At 61.8% G+C, this 15,177-nt stretch carries 15 protein-coding genes; 8 read left to right on the plus strand and 7 right to left on the minus strand.

Annotated elements, in window-relative coordinates; genetic code table 11:
* The first annotated feature begins 108 nt into the window (after nucleotides 1–108).
* The gene (locus tag ACXAH0_RS12140; RefSeq protein ID WP_475174908.1) at nucleotides 109–579 is read left to right on the plus strand and encodes a tRNA (cytidine(34)-2'-O)-methyltransferase; all 471 of its coding nucleotides are present in this window, start codon (nucleotides 109–111) and stop codon (nucleotides 577–579) included.
* A gap of 44 nt (nucleotides 580–623) precedes the next feature.
* On the plus strand, nucleotides 624–1,550 hold the full coding sequence (hemF, locus tag ACXAH0_RS12145) for an oxygen-dependent coproporphyrinogen oxidase (RefSeq protein WP_475191500.1): 927 nt from the start codon (nucleotides 624–626) through the stop codon (nucleotides 1,548–1,550).
* Between the two features lie 12 nt (nucleotides 1,551–1,562).
* Here hemF and ACXAH0_RS12150 read toward each other — a convergent pair whose 3' ends face one another.
* The 5 genes from ACXAH0_RS12150 to ACXAH0_RS12170 all read right to left on the minus strand — a co-directional run bounded on the left by ACXAH0_RS12150 (nucleotide 1,563) and on the right by ACXAH0_RS12170 (nucleotide 5,613).
* Nucleotides 1,563–2,567, minus strand: coding sequence for an HD-GYP domain-containing protein (locus ACXAH0_RS12150; RefSeq protein ID WP_475174913.1), 1,005 nt, complete (start codon nucleotides 2,565–2,567; stop codon nucleotides 1,563–1,565).
* A gap of 191 nt (nucleotides 2,568–2,758) precedes the next feature.
* Entirely contained in the window at nucleotides 2,759–4,003 is a 1,245-nt protein-coding gene (locus ACXAH0_RS12155; RefSeq protein ID WP_475174915.1) for a CCA tRNA nucleotidyltransferase, read from the minus strand.
* Nucleotides 4,004–4,006: 3 nt separating this feature from the next.
* Nucleotides 4,007–4,267 (minus strand): DUF6111 family protein, encoded by a 261-nt coding sequence (locus ACXAH0_RS12160; RefSeq protein WP_475191503.1) that lies wholly within the window; start codon nucleotides 4,265–4,267, stop codon nucleotides 4,007–4,009.
* Nucleotides 4,267–4,917 carry a CoA pyrophosphatase gene (locus tag ACXAH0_RS12165; RefSeq protein WP_475174918.1) on the minus strand — a complete coding sequence of 217 codons (651 nt, stop codon included), beginning with the start codon at nucleotides 4,915–4,917 and terminating at the stop codon, nucleotides 4,267–4,269. Before ACXAH0_RS12165 ends, ACXAH0_RS12160 begins: the two co-directional genes overlap by 1 nt.
* A gap of 96 nt (nucleotides 4,918–5,013) precedes the next feature.
* Nucleotides 5,014–5,613 carry a DUF1285 domain-containing protein gene (locus tag ACXAH0_RS12170; protein WP_475174921.1) on the minus strand — a complete coding sequence of 200 codons (600 nt, stop codon included), beginning with the start codon at nucleotides 5,611–5,613 and terminating at the stop codon, nucleotides 5,014–5,016.
* Nucleotides 5,614–5,886: 273 nt separating this feature from the next.
* On the opposite strand from ACXAH0_RS12170, the gene ACXAH0_RS12175 reads away from it, so the two are divergent.
* Genes ACXAH0_RS12175 through ACXAH0_RS12190 form a run of 4 tightly spaced genes read left to right on the plus strand, consistent with a single transcriptional unit; the run spans nucleotide 5,887 to nucleotide 12,761 of the window.
* Nucleotides 5,887–6,906 carry an AAA family ATPase gene (locus ACXAH0_RS12175; protein ID WP_475174924.1) on the plus strand — a complete coding sequence of 340 codons (1,020 nt, stop codon included), beginning with the start codon at nucleotides 5,887–5,889 and terminating at the stop codon, nucleotides 6,904–6,906.
* Nucleotides 6,907–6,935: 29 nt separating this feature from the next.
* A complete protein-coding gene (locus tag ACXAH0_RS12180; protein ID WP_475174927.1) occupies nucleotides 6,936–7,859 on the plus strand; it encodes a DUF58 domain-containing protein in 924 nt (307 codons plus the stop codon).
* A 4-nt stretch (nucleotides 7,860–7,863) separates the two neighbouring features.
* A complete protein-coding gene (locus tag ACXAH0_RS12185) occupies nucleotides 7,864–10,677 on the plus strand; it encodes a DUF4159 domain-containing protein (protein WP_475174930.1) in 2,814 nt (937 codons plus the stop codon).
* Between the two features lie 8 nt (nucleotides 10,678–10,685).
* Complete coding sequence (locus ACXAH0_RS12190; RefSeq protein WP_475191506.1) at nucleotides 10,686–12,761, plus strand: hypothetical protein; 2,076 nt, start codon at nucleotides 10,686–10,688, stop codon at nucleotides 12,759–12,761.
* Nucleotides 12,762–12,860: 99 nt separating this feature from the next.
* Here ACXAH0_RS12190 and ACXAH0_RS12195 read toward each other — a convergent pair whose 3' ends face one another.
* On the minus strand, nucleotides 12,861–13,025 hold the full coding sequence (locus ACXAH0_RS12195; protein WP_475174934.1) for a hypothetical protein: 165 nt from the start codon (nucleotides 13,023–13,025) through the stop codon (nucleotides 12,861–12,863).
* Nucleotides 13,026–13,291: 266 nt separating this feature from the next.
* A complete protein-coding gene (locus ACXAH0_RS12200) occupies nucleotides 13,292–13,786 on the minus strand; it encodes a GNAT family N-acetyltransferase (protein ID WP_475174937.1) in 495 nt (164 codons plus the stop codon).
* On the opposite strand from ACXAH0_RS12200, the gene ACXAH0_RS12205 reads away from it, so the two are divergent.
* Together ACXAH0_RS12205 and ACXAH0_RS12210 are read left to right on the plus strand one after the other, a co-directional pair.
* A complete protein-coding gene (locus tag ACXAH0_RS12205; protein ID WP_475174940.1) occupies nucleotides 13,773–14,117 on the plus strand; it encodes a hypothetical protein in 345 nt (114 codons plus the stop codon). The genes ACXAH0_RS12200 and ACXAH0_RS12205 overlap by 14 nt on opposite strands.
* Nucleotides 14,118–14,156: 39 nt before the next feature.
* The gene (locus ACXAH0_RS12210) at nucleotides 14,157–15,131 is read left to right on the plus strand and encodes a glutathione S-transferase family protein (protein ID WP_475191509.1); all 975 of its coding nucleotides are present in this window, start codon (nucleotides 14,157–14,159) and stop codon (nucleotides 15,129–15,131) included.
* The last annotated feature ends 46 nt before the right edge of the window (nucleotides 15,132–15,177 follow it).

Consider the following 15,177-nt stretch of genomic DNA (forward strand, 5'->3'; position numbering starts at 1 on the left):
CTACGCGTTTACGTGCGGCTTGGCTCACGCAATTTGCCTCCACACGTGTCTTGAGGGTTCCCAAAGCCCCTTCTGTGGCCAAAGGGCCACCCTTTCGAGAGGACCGCCATGCCGGACATTGCCCTTTACCAGCCTGATATCCCGCAAAACACCGGAACGATCCTGCGCCTGGCCGCCTGTCTCAACGTGCGGGTCCATCTGATCGAACCGGCCGGGTTTCCGATCTCGGATACGGCGCTGAAGCGGGCCGGAATGGACTATCTGGAAAGGGCAGCCATGACCCGGCACATCTCCTTTGACGCGTTTGAGGACTGGCGCAGCACCCATCGCGGCAGGCTCATCCTGATGACAACCAAGTCCAGCTCGCCCTATACCGGCTTCCGGTTTCAGGCTGACGATATTCTGCTCTTCGGCCGGGAAAGCACCGGCGCTCCCGGGAATGTGCATGACCTTGCCGATGCCCGGCTGACCATTCCGCTTGCCGATGGCATGCGCTCCTTGAATGTCGCGGTGTCGGCCGGCATGGCACTGGGCGAAGCCTTGCGGCAAACCGGGACATTTCCTAAAAGCGCTTCTTGAAGGCTGCCAACTGCGCATCAACCCCAAACAGCGAGGCCAGTTCCATGAACGCCCCTTCCCCGGAAAACCGCGGGGGTCCGATCCCCGACCAAATCGAGGACAAAAAGACGCGCGCACCTGTTTGGTTCGAGAGTCTGCGCGACCGGATCTGTCAGGCGTTTGAGGATCTGGAAGACGAGATTGCCTCCGTGTCCGGCCCGATGTCAGATCAGCCCGCCGGACGGTTCGAGCGCACCCCCTGGGAGCGGACGGACAGCAGCGGTGCCAAGGGTGGCGGGGGCGTCATGTCGATGATGCATGGCCGCGTCTTTGAAAAGGTCGGGGTTCATGTTTCCACCGTGCATGGTGAATTCTCACCGGAATTCCGCGGCCAGATCCCCGGCGCCAACGAAGACCCGCGCTTCTGGGCCTCCGGCATCAGCCTGATTGCCCATTTGCACAATCCCCATGTACCGGCCGTGCATATGAACACGCGCATGGTGGTCACCACCCGCCAGTGGTTTGGCGGCGGTGCGGATCTGACCCCGGTGCTGGAGGCACGGCGGACCCAGGACGATCCGGACACGGTGGCCTTTCACAAGGCCATGCAAACCGCCTGCAATGCCCATGACGTGGCCGATTACGAAGCCTACAAGGCATGGTGCGACGAGTATTTCTTTCTAAAACACCGCAACGAAGCGCGCGGCATAGGCGGAATATTCTACGACTACCTGAACAGCGGCAACTGGGACACCGACTTCGCCTTCACCCAGGCGGTCGGGGAAGCCTTCCTGTCCATCTATCCTGAGCTGGTCCGGCGCAATTTTGAAAAGACCTGGACAGAAGGAGAGCGCGAAGAACAATTGATCCGGCGCGGGCGCTATGTGGAATACAATCTGCTCTATGACAGGGGCACGATTTTCGGGCTGAAGACCGGCGGCAATGTCGCGTCGATCCTGTCATCCATGCCACCTGTTGTGAAGTGGCCGTAAGGCGGGGACAGGTCAGGCGGCCGGTGCCGCCCGGGTGACTGCGCCGAAATCCCGTCCGAACAGCATTTCGTCCAGCTTCTCAACCATAGCCTGATCCAGCTTGGGGCCCATCTCCTTGAGCATGGCAACAGCCGTGCGGGCCGGGAAGCTTTTCTTGTAGGACCGCTCTTCAGTCAGGGCAACATAGATATCGCAGATGGTCATAAGCCGGACTTTGGGCACGAGCTGATCGCCTGAAAGACCGCGCGGATAGCCCGAGCCATCCAGCATTTCATGATGCTGGACCGCCATACGCTTGATATCGGCCGAAATCTCCGGCCTTGTTTTCAGGATTTCCTGACCAAATGCAGGGTGCTTGTCGACCAAGTCCCGTTCTTGCTGCGTGAGCTTGCCTGCCTTGTCGAGGATTGTCAGGGGAATGCGGGTCTTGCCAATATCATGGACCAGCCCGCCGGCAATGAGTTCCTTGCAGTCTGCGTCACCCCAACCCAGGTGCTTGGCCAGCATTCCGGCCAGCCCGGCCACCTGAAGGGAGTGGCAATACGTGCCGCTGTGGTGGGTCGCAACGGTGCTCAGCCAGCAAGACAGGCCATCCGTCTTCAGCGCGGTCAGCATTTCTTCCGCGCTTTCATTCATCAGTTCGGTGCAGATCCTGGTGCCTTCGACAGCCGAAAAACATAAGGAATCCAGAAACGTGCTGCCTTTCATATAGGCCACTTTCGTGCACTCGGGGCAACACTTGGGCAAAGCTTTCAGCACATCGCCGTCGATAAGATCTTTCACCTGTTTCAGCAACAGGGAAAACGGGACTTCACGGTCCATCCGCTCCGTGCGCCCCAGCGCCCCGGCCTGTATCATTTCCCGGCGGTTCTTGGGCGCCGCAATGCAAATGACGGGAATGGCTGCGATGCAGTCCCAAGACGCTTTGAGAGCGGTCAGCCCCGCATCCGTTGATCCAGATAGTTCGATGATCGCGACCTTCGCGCACCCAACCGTGGACGGGGACACTTTGTCCATCGCAACCAGGCGGGTAGCAAAGAAAAACGGGAGTTTCCGTAAGGGAGACTCCATCGGCAACGAACCGTCAGATATCAGAACTATTTCCATCTACCGACACATCCACATTCCCCAACGACAGGGATTTAAATATTCCTAAACTTACCAAACGGAAATTTCGTCGATCTTGAAATCAATGACTTAAAAAAGCCCTAAGATTCCATCTGAGATTTTGCCAGCAAATGGCTTTTGCTTAACGAAAAGCCGCTGTCCTGCCATGCGCCCTCAAGCTCTTTCAATAGCGCACCCAACTTAGGGCCCGGAGCATGCCCCTGGGCAATGAGATCCGCTCCTTTCAAGGGAAATTCCGGAACGTCCTGCGCCCGGAGCCCGGAAAGGGCCGTCTTAAACGTGTCCAGGTCCGCCACATTGGCGGCTATGCCTTTCGCCCAGGCAGCCAACAGCCCATCCACCCCGGCTTGCCGTCCGAACTGATAAACCATGGCCGCCGCGCCGGGCAAATCACCGGATTGAAGATACTGCTTCTTGGCCGCCCAGGCCCTTTGCATCCGCTTGCCTTGCGCATTGGAAAGCCGGAGCCGCTCACAAATCCGGTCCAGATCCTCATGAACAAAGCCACTCAGCACCACCAGTCCCAGCTCGGGGTCGCGGGTTTCAGGCGCGATGGCATCCAATCGGCGCAAGGCTGCATAGTCTTCCACAAGCGCTATGCCGCCGGTCGCAATCTCCCAAAGACCCGCCTCATTCATGCACCGGACCGCCATGGGTGCCAAGGGGGCCTGTAACAGACGCCGGATCTCATGCCCGATCCGCTCAGCCGACAGGTGCCTCAAGCCGTCCCGCTGGCGCAAGCAAGCGCCCAGCCCGTCCGGATCCAGGTCACCGGACCCGTAGGCCGCATGAATGCGGAAGAACCGCAAAATTCTCAAATAGTCTTCCCGAAGACGGTCGTCCGGATTTCCGATGAAACGCACCCGCCCGTCCAGGCAATCCTGAAGCCCCCCGAGCGGGTCGTGCAGGCATCCGCTGCGATCCACATAAAGGGCATTCATGGTGAAGTCCCGGCGCCATGCATCCTTGGACCAGTCCCGCCCGAACACCACCCGGGCCTGACGCCCGAACGTCTCCACATCCTCGCGCAAGGTCGTGACTTCGTAAGGATAGCCATCGCTGATGACCGTAACCGTGCCATGATCCAGGCCGGTCCCGATCGGCTTCAACCCAGCCGCTTCCGCGCGCCGCATCACCTCGTCAGGAGGCGCGGTTGTGGCTATATCGATGTCGGGAACAGGATGGCCCAGCAAGGTGTTCCGCACAGCGCCGCCAACCGCCCGCGCTGCATCACCCTTTTGCTCCAGGGCGGAAAAGACAGCCTGAATACCGGATGTTGCAAGCCAGTCCGCCGCCCGGAGCCTGTCTTGAGCTGCTGCCGTCATGGCCTATTCGAACCCTCCCGGCACAAAGACACCGTCTTTCATCTGCGTTGGCCGGTAATTCGTGCCTTCCGGGCCCCGGTTCAGCGTGGACATGACAACGAAGCCGACGATCACCAACCCAAGACCGCTGACGGTCAGCCAGGCCAGCGGCCCTTTTGCCCAGCGCTCCGGATGCCCGCTGCGCTTGGTCAGCCAGAGCCACAGGGCGTAACAGAAGAACGGCAGCAGAAAGAGAATGAGATGAGTAAGCGCAACACGCAGCATCAGCGATAGACCGTTTCATAAAAGGACCGGATGATCCCGGCAGTGACACCCCAGATATGGTATTCCCCAAAGGGCATTGCATAAAAATAGCGCGGCTTGCCCTCCCACTCCCTGCTTTGCTTCAGATGGTTGGCCGGATCCATCAAAAACCGGAAGGGCACTTCGAACACATCGGCCACCTCTTCCGGATTGGGGTGATAGTCAGCAACCTGATGCACCACCCCAACCACCGGAACGACCCGGTAGCCGGACCCGGTCAGGTAGGGTGGCAAAGTCCCCAGCGGCTCGACCTGGGCGGGCGGGAGCCCGATTTCCTCTTCCGCTTCCCGCAGAGCCGCCTCGACAGGCCCCTTGTCCGTTGGATCGATCTTTCCGCCTGGAAACGCGACCTGCCCCGCATGGGAGCTGAGATGCACGGTCCGCTGGGTCAGCACCACGCAGGGACCGCTGTCCCTTTGCACCAGACCAATCAGAACGGCAGCGTCCCGGGGCGGCCCGTCCCATTTTGCGTAAGGGCCAAGGTCCGGGTTGAGCACATGATCCCCGGTCTCCGGCGCAGCTCGGTCCGCCTGGATCTCCCCCAGCCGGGTCCGGAGCCGGGTGACCCAGTCCTGGTCATGTCCGGTCTCGACGAAAGATGAGACAGTCATTCAGCCCGCACGTCCTTTAGCCCTTCAAACCAGGTCATGCCCATGAAGGCATACCCATTCATATGTACCCATCCCGCCGGATCCGCCCCACCGGCCTCATGCCAGACACTCAGGCGCAATTGGGTAGAAGCTGCCTTTGCTCCAAATGCCCATTTGCGTCCCTTCCGGACCGGACCGGTCCACGATCAGATCGGCAAGCTGATACATGAGCGCCCGTGTGAACAGCGCCTCCAGCCTGCCTCTGACGAGAACATAGGGTTTCAAACCGCCACTGTCCGGTTCTTTTTCGAACCGAAGCGGGTGGTCCGCGCCGACGACCACCAAGTCTCCAACATTGGTCCGAAGCGTCAGCTCCTGGGCCTCCCCCTCTCCGGCCACAGCCATTTCCACGGCCAGAAACGGCGCGTCCTCAACCGTAATGCCGATCTTTTCGACCGGTGTGACCAGATAATGCCGGTCATCCGCATCCCTGCGCAGAACGGAGGCAAAGAGTTTCACCAGGGCCTGACGGCCGATGGGCGAGCCCAGATAGAACCAGGTCCCGTCACGGGCAATCCTGATGTCCAGATCCCCGCAAAACGGTGGGTTCCATTTCTCTACCGGCGGCGGTTTCCTGTCCCCGCCCCCGGCCCGGCTGATCAGGGCTTTCAGCCCCTCCGGCATGATGTCCTTGCTAGGCGCGTGTGCCTCGGCCATGACTTTCAACGTCCTTTTCCACCGCCCGGAACCTTCGAAATTCTACCTAGACCGGGCTCAAGCTGCGTGCCGGGGGCCCGCATGTCCTGCGCGCAGTCCCGGTCTTTTTCCCAACGCGTGGAAAGAATCTTGGACCTTTCCACTGTATGCCGCACAATAGCGCCTTATCTACTGACTTATATGGTGTCAGACTGAACGAGTCGTAGCAAAAACAGACAAGGTCCCAAACAGACCGGCCGGACAGGTTCCAGGACAAGACGGGAAAGGTGATTAATGAGCGTTGTTTCCCCCTCCAGCCCGAGCGAGGAAGATCTCGCAGCCGTTGCGGAAAACGCGGAACGCGCCGTCGCCCGGATTCAGGATGCCAGGGCGGATATCGCCCGGATCATCTTTGGTCAGGAAACGGTGGTTGAACAGACCCTGGTCACTATTCTGGCAGGTGGCCACGGCCTGCTGGTCGGGGTGCCCGGACTTGCAAAGACCAAGCTGGTTGAAACTCTCGGCACGGTTCTGGGGCTGGACGCCCGCCGCATCCAGTTCACTCCCGATCTGATGCCCTCAGACATTCTCGGCGCGGAAGTCATGGAGCAGAGCGCCGAGGGCGGCCGCTCGTTCCGCTTCATTCCCGGCCCGGTCTTTTCCCAGCTGCTCATGGCCGACGAGATTAACCGCGCCAGCCCGCGTACCCAGTCCGCGCTGCTGCAGGCCATGCAGGAATATCACGTGACGGTTGCGGGCCACCCCCATGACCTGCCCCGCCCGTTCCACGTGCTGGCCACCCAGAACCCGCTGGAGCAGGAAGGCACCTATCCGCTGCCCGAAGCCCAGCTGGACAGGTTCCTGATGCAGATCGACGTGCATTATCCGGATCTGGACGCCGAGCGGCGCATTCTGCTGGAGACCACCGGTGCAGATCAGGCCGAAGCCCAGGTCGCCATGCGCGCCGAAGAACTGATGGACTATCAGCAGCTGGTCCGGCGCATGCCCGTCGGAGAATCGGTGGTTGAAGCGATATTGAAACTGGTGCGCTCCGCCCGGCCAGGAGACCCGGCCACAACAAATGACGTCACCAGCCTGATTGCCTGGGGTCCGGGCCCCCGCGCCAGTCAGGCGCTGATGCTGACCGTGCGCGCCCGAGCCCTGGTGGATGGGCGGCTTGCCCCTTCCATCGATGATGTGCTTGCCCTTGCCGAGCCGATTTTGCAGCACCGCATGGCGCTGACATTCGCGGCCCGGGCCGATGGGCACACGGTGAGAGACGTCATTCAGCGCGTCAAAGAGACAATCGCCTGACCCAAGGTCTTTTGCAGGAGCGCGCGTCTATGGTTTCCCGCAGCCCACAGACTGGCATTGATCAGGCGTCCTGGCCAAATGTGATCGGCGAGGCCCGGTCCGTCGCCGACGCCCTGCCGGATCTGCTGGTGGAAGCAAGCCATGTGGCGGGTTCCATCATTGCCGGTTGGCATGGTCGCCGCCGGGCGGGGCCAGGGGAAAGCTTCTGGCAGTTCCGTCCCTTCAACATGGGTGAACCGGCCAAACGCATCGACTGGCGCCGTTCGGCCCGGGACGATCATCTTTACGTGCGCGAGCGCGAATGGGAGGCGGCCCACACCGTGTGGCTCTGGGCGGATCTGTCCTCGTCCATGGTGTTCCGCTCAAAGCTTTCCGAGGTCAGCAAGAGAGACCGGTCCATCGTCTTGATGCTTGCGCTGGCCGACATGCTGGCCGAGACCGGGGAACGTGTGGGATTGCCAGGCCTGACCCGAGCCTTCTCCGACCGCAGGGCCGCCGAGCGTGTTGCCGATGCCCTGACCCACCTGTCCCGGCCCATTGCCTTGCCGGACACGACCGCCGTCAACCGGTTTGCAGATATCGTTCTGATCTCGGACTTTCTGGACCCGCTTGAAGATATCGCCGCCTGGGTCGCCCGGGTGGCAGGCACCGGCGCCCGCGGTCATCTGGTTCAAGTGCTTGACCCGATTGAGGAAACATTTCCCTTTGACGGACGGGTAGAATTCACGGACCCGGAACGGGGCCTGCGCCTGACCGCCGGGCGCGCAGAACAATGGCGCGAGGACTACAAAACCCGCCTGGAAGCCCACCGGGCCGAAGTCCGGGACATAGCCCGCCGCGCGGGCTGGACCTTCATCTTGCACCATACGGACCGGCCAGCCTCCGAGCCGCTGCTGGTCCTGCACAGTGCACTGTCCGGTGCCCAGGATGTCCTGACCAGGGGAGGCATGTGAGCTGATGTTTGCCGGCCTGACCTTTACAGCCCCCTGGATCCTGACAGCGCTCGCCCTGCTGCCCGTGATCTGGTGGCTGCTGCGCCTCACCCCGCCCCGCCCGAGGGAGGTGGCCTTTCCGCCCACCCGTCTGCTGCTGGATATCGACCAGCATGAGGAAACCCCGCAGCGCAGCCCGTGGTGGCTGACCCTTCTGCGTCTTCTTCTGGCCGCCCTTTTGATCATCGCCCTGGCCGGTCCCATCTGGCGCACCGCCGATACGGTGGAAACCGGCAAAGGGGTTCTGTGGGTTCTGATCGACAATGGCTGGACCTCCGCAAAGGGCTGGGACAGTCAGGTCGCGGCCGCCGAGCATCTTTTGACCACAGCGGAACAGGAAGGCCAGCCGGTCCTTTTTGCGGCCACCGCCGACGGCCCCTCCCAGAATTTTGCACCGGAATCCGCTGCAGCTGCGCTTGAGAAATTGCGTGCGCTCGAGCCCCGCCCCTTCCCGCCTGTGCGCAGCGAATTAAGTCTCGGACTGCGCAAAGCGGCCCAGGCGGCGCCCCCCGGTGCAGTGGTCTGGCTGTCCGACGACACGCAGACACGGGACAGTTTCCTGACCGATCTGGCCGCAGTCACAGGCAGCACACCCATCACTGTTCTCACCGGGCTGGATACGCCTCTGGGCTTGACGGGTCTTCAAAACGATGCCGATGCCCTGTCTGTGAAAGTGGTGCGCCACCCCGGCCAGGTCCGCTCCGCCGCCAGCGTGCGCGCACTTGATCTGAAAGGGCTTGTGCTGGGGGAAGTTCCGGCCGTGTTCGAGGCGGGCAGCACCGAGACAACCGCCCGGTTTGAGCTGCCAAGCGAATTGCGCAACGATATTGCAAGGGTTGAAATTGCCGGGGAAGCTGCCGCAGGCGCCGTGCAGCTGGTGGATGACAGCTGGCGGCGGCGGACGGTCGGGCTGATTTCCGGCCAGTCGGGCGATCTGGACCAGCCCCTTCTGTCCCCTGTCTATTATCTGGAACGGGCCCTTCTGCCCTTTTCCGACATCCGCCAGCCAAAGGATGGCGACATTGCACTCGCTGTTCCGGCCCTGATCGATCAGGGTATTTCGGTTCTGGTGCTGGCCGATGTCGGGCGCCTGCCGGACACCACCGCAGCCGAATTGAGGGATTGGGTGCAAAATGGTGGCACCCTGGTGCGCTTTGCCGGGCCCCGCACCGCCGGGGGCAGTGACGATCTGATCCCGGTCCAGCTGCGCTCCGGCGACCGCTCCCTTGGCGGCTCTCTGTCCTGGAAGCAGCCCCAGCATCTGGCGGACTTTCCCGACGATTCTCCGTTTTTCGGGTTGAAAGTACCCAAGGAAGTGACCGTCAACCGGCAAGTTCTGGCCGAACCGACCTCGACCCTCTCAGAACGCACCTGGGCGATGCTGGAGGACGGCACCCCTTTGGTCACGGCCGCTCCGCTGGGAGCCGGAAACCTCATCCTTTTCCATGTGACAGCCGATTCCACCTGGTCGAACCTGCCGCTGTCCGGTGTGTTCCTGAACATGCTCCGGCGCATTCTAGCCGTTTCCAATGTGGCTGCCGCCTCCGAGACCCCGGATGACAGCACCCCGGCGAAAAGTGTGCTGCCCCCCTTGCGCCTGCTTGACGGCTATGGCCGCTTCGGCGCACCGCCGGTGGAAGTGACACCGGTCAGCGCCGAGGTGTTCCGCGATGCCAGCGCCAACCGCAGAACCCCGCCGGGCCTTTACGGCACCGAGGACGGGTTCCGGGCCCTGAACCTGATGCAGTCGCAGGACACGCTCGCCCCCATCGATTTCACGGCCCTCGGACCGGCGGCAACCCTCGCCGCCTACCCCTCCTCCAACCCGATTGATCTGCGGGCCGTCTTCTTCACCGCCGCATTCCTGCTGCTGATCGCCGACGCAGTTGCCGTCTTCCTGCTGGCTGGGGGGCTCAGCCGCCTCAGCCCGCGTGGCCGCACCGCAAGTCTGGCGGCGCTTCTCACCCTGGCCCTGGCCGGGGCGCTGCTCCTGCCCCAGGACCGGGCATTCGCGCAATCCACATCCGATGACCTTCAGGCGCTGCAATCGACCTTGGAAACGCGGCTTGCCTATGTGCTGACCGGTAATCCGGAAATCGACGACGCCAGCGCTGCAGGACTGGCCGGTCTGACCCGGTTCCTGGCCGAACGCACGGCGCTGGAGCCCGGCTCGCCGGTAGCCATCGACATTGCCCGCGATGAGCTGGCCTTCTATTCCCTGCTCTATTGGCCAATTGATCCGGCGGCCGACAAACCCAACGCACAGACGATCGCCCGCATCGACACATTCATGCGCAATGGCGGCACGATCCTGTTCGACACCCGCGACCATCTCAATGCCGCGACTGGCGGGTTTGCCTCGACTCCGGCCACTTTGAAACTCCGAGAGATTCTGGAAGATCTGGACGTGCCCCCGCTTGAGCCTGTGCCGCCGGATCACGTCCTGACCAAGTCCTTTTATCTGCTGGATTCCTTCCCCGGACGCTATGCCACCAGTCCCTTGTGGGTGGAGAGCCTGGAAGAGGTTGCCGCACGCGGCGACCGCCCGGTGCGGGCAGGTGACGGGGTCAGTCCGCTCTTGATCACCGGCAATGATTTTGCCGCCGCCTGGGCCGTGACCGAAGATGGCGACTTTCTCTACCCGACCGTGCCCAACAGCCCGGTCCAGCGGGACTACGCCTTCCGATCCGGGGTCAACATCGTCATGTACAGTCTGACCGGCAACTACAAGGCCGATCAGGTGCATATTCCCGCCCTGCTGGAACGGCTGGGCCAATAGGAGCGCTGATGGTCTGGTCCCTTTCCTTCGATCCTCTCCTGCCCCTTTGGGCCCTGATTGCCGGAGGAGTGGCCGCTCTGCTGCTGGCCGGACTGTCAGGCTATCTCAATCTGCGCGGCTGGGCCTTGCGCGCCCTTACCATGGCGCTGCTGCTGTTTGCCCTGGCCAACCCCGCCATTGAGCGGGAGGACCGGGAGCCCCTGTCCAGCGTGGTGGCGCTGGTGGTCGACAAGAGCCAGAGCCAGCGGCTGGCTGACCGGGAAGCCACCACGGAGGCGGCAGCCGCCGAATTGCAAAGCCGCATCAGCGCACTTGGCGGGTTCGAATTGCGGGTTCTGGAATCGCGCAATTCCGGCTCCGGCAACGGTACGGAGATCTTTCAAACCCTGACAAATGGTTTGGCGGACGTGCCGCCCGAGCGGGTCGGTGGCGCCATCATCGTCACGGATGGCCAGATCCATGACATTCCCCAAAGCGCGGGCGCGCTCGGCTTCGATGCCCCCGTTCATGGCGTGATCACCGGAGCACCGGAGGAGCGCGACCGCCGGATCGCTTTGGAAACCGCTCCCCGGTTCGGGCTGGTCGGGTCCGAGCAAACCGTCAGTTTGAGCGTGATCGACCAGGGCCGGGGCACCGGCCCGGGCGATCAGGTGACGCTGACCGTGAAGCGGGATGGCGATGTGGTCAGCCAGCGCACGGCCCGTACCGGTGAGACCATCGATATTCCTGTCGAAATCTCCCATGGCGGCGATAATATCTTCGAATTCGAAGCGGCGCCGCTGACCGGGGAACTGACCACACTCAACAACCGGGCTGTGGTCACCGTCGACGGCATCCGGGAAAATCTGAGGGTTCTGCTCGTCTCCGGATCGCCCCATTCGGGCGAGCGCACCTGGCGCAATCTGCTGAAATCCGACGCCTCCGTTGATTTGGTCCATTTCACCATTTTACGGCCGCCGGAAAAGCAGGACGGCACCCCGATCAACCAGCTGTCGCTGATCGCCTTCCCGACCCGCGAGCTGTTCTCGGTCAAGATCGATGAATTCGACCTGATCATCTTCGACCGCTATGTCCGTCGCGGTGTGCTGCCGATGCTCTATTTCGACAACATTGCCCGCTATGTGCGCGACGGTGGCGCGGTGCTTCTGGCCGGCGGCCCCGACTATGCAGAGGCCGGCAGCCTCTACCGCACTCCCCTGGCCCCGATTCTGCCGGCGAGCCCGACCGGCAGCATCCTGGAAGAACCCTTCCATGCCACCCTTGCGGAGATCGGCAAGCGGCATCCGGTGACCCGTGGCCTGCCCGGGTCCAAACAGGACCCGCCTGCCTGGAGCCGCTGGTTCCGGGCCGTCGGCACCCATCTGGATGCGGGCGAGCAGCTCATGTCCGGCCCGGGCGACACACCGCTGCTGGTTCTGAACCGGGAAGGCAAAGGCCGGGTTGCCATGCTGTTGTCCGATCACGTCTGGCTGTGGGCGCGCGGTTATGAGGGCGGTGGGCCCCATGTGCCGCTCTTGCGGCGGCTGGCCCATTGGCTGATGCAGGAGCCGGATCTGGAGGAAGAGGCGCTCAATGTGTCCATGCGCGGATTAGATCTGGTGATCGACCGGCAGACCCTGGGAGACAGCATTGGTGAGGTCACCGTGACGGCCCCGTCCGGCGATCAGACCCAGATTGCCATGGGCGAGGAAGAGCCGGGCCTGTGGCGTGGCACTCTGCCGGCAAGGGAAACCGGGCTCTTTTCGGTATCGGATGGCACCTTGAGCGCGCTTATTCATGTGGGCCCGCAGAATCCAAGGGAATATACCGACGTCCTGTCGACCACCGAAGCGCTCGCCCCGATCAGCGAGGCCACCGGTGGCAGCACCCAGCGGCTGCGGGATGTGGGCGGGGACATGCATATCCCCCGGATCGTGTCACTGGCGCCCTCTGCCAGTTATTCCGGCAATGGCTGGATTGGACTGAAAGCGACAGAAGCCAGCGTGCTGAACGGCGTTGACCGCTACCCGCTGATGATCGGCCTGCTTGGCCTTGCCCTGCTTCTGGGCATGTTGTCCCTGACCTGGTACCGGGAAGGACGATAGGGGAAGAGGCCCGTAATACACGGGCGAGAGCCTCGTGCGATCAGTCGGCACGAGGCTCAAATGCCAAGCGCAATTCATCATGACCAATTGCGCTTGGCATCATACAGTTTCAACGGGCGGGCGCTCCCGCTCCTTGGCCTCGTTTCTTTTTTTCTTGTCCTGATCGTAGTGCCACTTAATGGCGAAGAACATTCCAACGCCCAAAACGATCATCTTGAACGGAAAAAAAACGATCGGAAAAAAGTCGACCCAATCGAGATCCATGGCAAGTGTCCAAACGGTTTTATATGACCCTGTTGAGCGTGCCGCGTGTCTTTACATCCAGTGCGGATCTCCTTTTGCGCTGACAGTCTTGATCGCAGACAGAAAAAGAAAGATCCGATGGACTGTGGCAAGCTCCATGTTCAGCAGCGCTACTTGAGAACGGCTTAAGACAACATCCGCCATATTGACGCAGGCCAAGACCCAGGACACCAAAGACACCTGCCCGCCTCCAGAGCGAGAGGACCTCCGCTGAAACGCGCGATGGTCTATGCCCCGCCCTGCACCGCCCCTTCGGGCATCTCGGCGCCATTCAGCAGTGCGACCAGAAGCCGGGCCGGATCGACGGGACCTGGCAGGGTGATGCGGCCGAAGGGAACCCGCTGGAAGCCGAACGGGCCGTAATAGGGTGCATCGCCCACGAGCAGGATAATCCGGTCACCTGCCGTTTCCGCTGCAGCCATGGCAGTGCGCATCAGCGCCTTGCCGATTCCCCGGTTCTTGAATTCCGGAGACACGGTCAAAGGTCCCAGCAGCAGCCCCTTGTGGCCGCCAATCCGGATCGGCGACAGGCGGATGGACCCGGCGATGTCCTGACCGACCAGACCGACAAAGGACAGGTCAGCCCGGTGCGGCACGCCTTCGCGGATGCGGAAGGCGGTGCGGGCGAACCGGCCTGGCCCGAAAGCCTCGGCCTGAAGGTGATCGATGGTGGCGGTGTCGGCAGCGTCTTCGAGCCGGATGACCCACGTGGTCTGTTTCATGTGGCTATTCCTTGACAAGCAGTTTTTTGGAAAAACGCGCCTGCCGAGAGCCGGAATGGAAGGGGTGGAACTCCGGGATCAGGTCAGCCGCGACGGAACAGACGAGAGCTTTCTCGTCGGTCGGTTCGTCGTCGGAGCATCAGACCTGCGGTCATTGATCCCAGTCTCGTTTCTAAGCCGGATGCGTCAAGTGCCCCGGCAGATCATGGATGAGGCAAAGCGGTTACCACGCACGCCGGTCCCGGTCCAGCGCTTTTTTTCGGCACTCTGGTCCGGCCGATTGTTCACCCTTGCCGAACACAGCATTCAATTGATTGATTTCAGCACCTGACGCACAAGATTTTCCCAAAGGAAACGCAAGGAGCATCTCATGGGATTGCTGGTCGAAGGTGTCTGGAAAGACCAATGGTATGACACGTCATCAAGTGGCGGACGCTTTGTGCGCAAAGACTCTGCATTCCGCAACTGGGTGACAGCGGACGGATCTGCAGGCCCCAGCGGAAGGGCCGGGTTCAAGGCTGAGCCAGGCCGGTATCATCTGTTCGTCTCCTATGCCTGCCCCTGGGCACACAGGACCATGATCTTCCGCAGGCTGAAGGGCCTTGAAGATGCAGTCTCCCTTTCGGCCGTCGAACCTTTGATGCTGGAAAACGGCTGGGAATTTGCCGAGACCGATCCGCTGACCGGCGCAGACTATGCCTGGCATATCTACGTCAAGGCAGACCCCGGCTATACCGGGCGCACAACGGTGCCGATTCTCTGGGACAAAGAGCAGAACACCATCGTCAGCAACGAGTCGTCCGAAATCATCCGCATGTTCAATTCAGCCTTTGACGGCCTGACCGGATCGACGCTGGATTTTTATCCCGAGGACTTGCGCAGCAAGATCGACACCGTCAATGAGCGCATCTATCACGCGGTCAACAACGGCGTTTATAAATCCGGCTTTGCCACCACCCAGGAGGCCTATGAGGAGGCGGTGGCCGTGCTATTCCACACGCTGGACGATCTGGACAAGCTGCTAGGCACCTCGCGCTATCTCACAGGCGGCCGGCTGACGGAAGCCGACTGGCGCCTTTTCACCACGCTTGTGCGCTTTGATGCTGTTTATGTCGGCCATTTCAAATGCAATATCCGCCGGATTGCCGACTACCCGAACCTGTCCAACTATCTGCTGGAACTCTACCAGATGCCCGGCATTGCCGAGACCGTCGACATGGAGACGATCAAGCAGCACTACTATGGCTCCCACGGGACCATCAACCCGCACGGCGTCGTTCCGGTGGGGCCTGCTCTTGATTTCACGCAAGCCCACGACCGGAACCGGCTGCCCGCCGCCGCTTGAGGCTAGCGCCTCTGGCGATAAGTCAGCATGTCTTTGGTCTCAGCAG

Source organism: Roseibium sp. AWQ4_290 (assembly GCF_056160985.1).

Coding starts and splice junctions, on each gene's coding strand:
- ACXAH0_RS12160 (WP_475191503.1), bottom strand. CDS start 4,267: ATGCTGCGTGTTGCGCTTACTCATCTCATTCTCTTTCTGCTGCCGTTC.
- ACXAH0_RS12150 (WP_475174913.1), bottom strand. CDS start 2,567: ATGGACAAAGTGTCCCCGTCCACGGTTGGGTGCGCGAAGGTCGCGATC.
- ACXAH0_RS12175 (WP_475174924.1), top strand. CDS start 5,887: ATGAGCGTTGTTTCCCCCTCCAGCCCGAGCGAGGAAGATCTCGCAGCC.
- ACXAH0_RS12185 (WP_475174930.1), top strand. CDS start 7,864: ATGTTTGCCGGCCTGACCTTTACAGCCCCCTGGATCCTGACAGCGCTC.
- ACXAH0_RS12210 (WP_475191509.1), top strand. CDS start 14,157: ATGGGATTGCTGGTCGAAGGTGTCTGGAAAGACCAATGGTATGACACG.
- ACXAH0_RS12140 (WP_475174908.1), top strand. CDS start 109: ATGCCGGACATTGCCCTTTACCAGCCTGATATCCCGCAAAACACCGGA.
- ACXAH0_RS12180 (WP_475174927.1), top strand. CDS start 6,936: ATGGTTTCCCGCAGCCCACAGACTGGCATTGATCAGGCGTCCTGGCCA.
- ACXAH0_RS12190 (WP_475191506.1), top strand. CDS start 10,686: ATGGTCTGGTCCCTTTCCTTCGATCCTCTCCTGCCCCTTTGGGCCCTG.
- ACXAH0_RS12200 (WP_475174937.1), bottom strand. CDS start 13,786: ATGAAACAGACCACGTGGGTCATCCGGCTCGAAGACGCTGCCGACACC.
- ACXAH0_RS12195 (WP_475174934.1), bottom strand. CDS start 13,025: ATGGATCTCGATTGGGTCGACTTTTTTCCGATCGTTTTTTTTCCGTTC.
- ACXAH0_RS12165 (WP_475174918.1), bottom strand. CDS start 4,917: ATGACTGTCTCATCTTTCGTCGAGACCGGACATGACCAGGACTGGGTC.
- ACXAH0_RS12155 (WP_475174915.1), bottom strand. CDS start 4,003: ATGACGGCAGCAGCTCAAGACAGGCTCCGGGCGGCGGACTGGCTTGCA.
- ACXAH0_RS12170 (WP_475174921.1), bottom strand. CDS start 5,613: ATGGCCGAGGCACACGCGCCTAGCAAGGACATCATGCCGGAGGGGCTG.
- hemF (WP_475191500.1), top strand. CDS start 624: ATGAACGCCCCTTCCCCGGAAAACCGCGGGGGTCCGATCCCCGACCAA.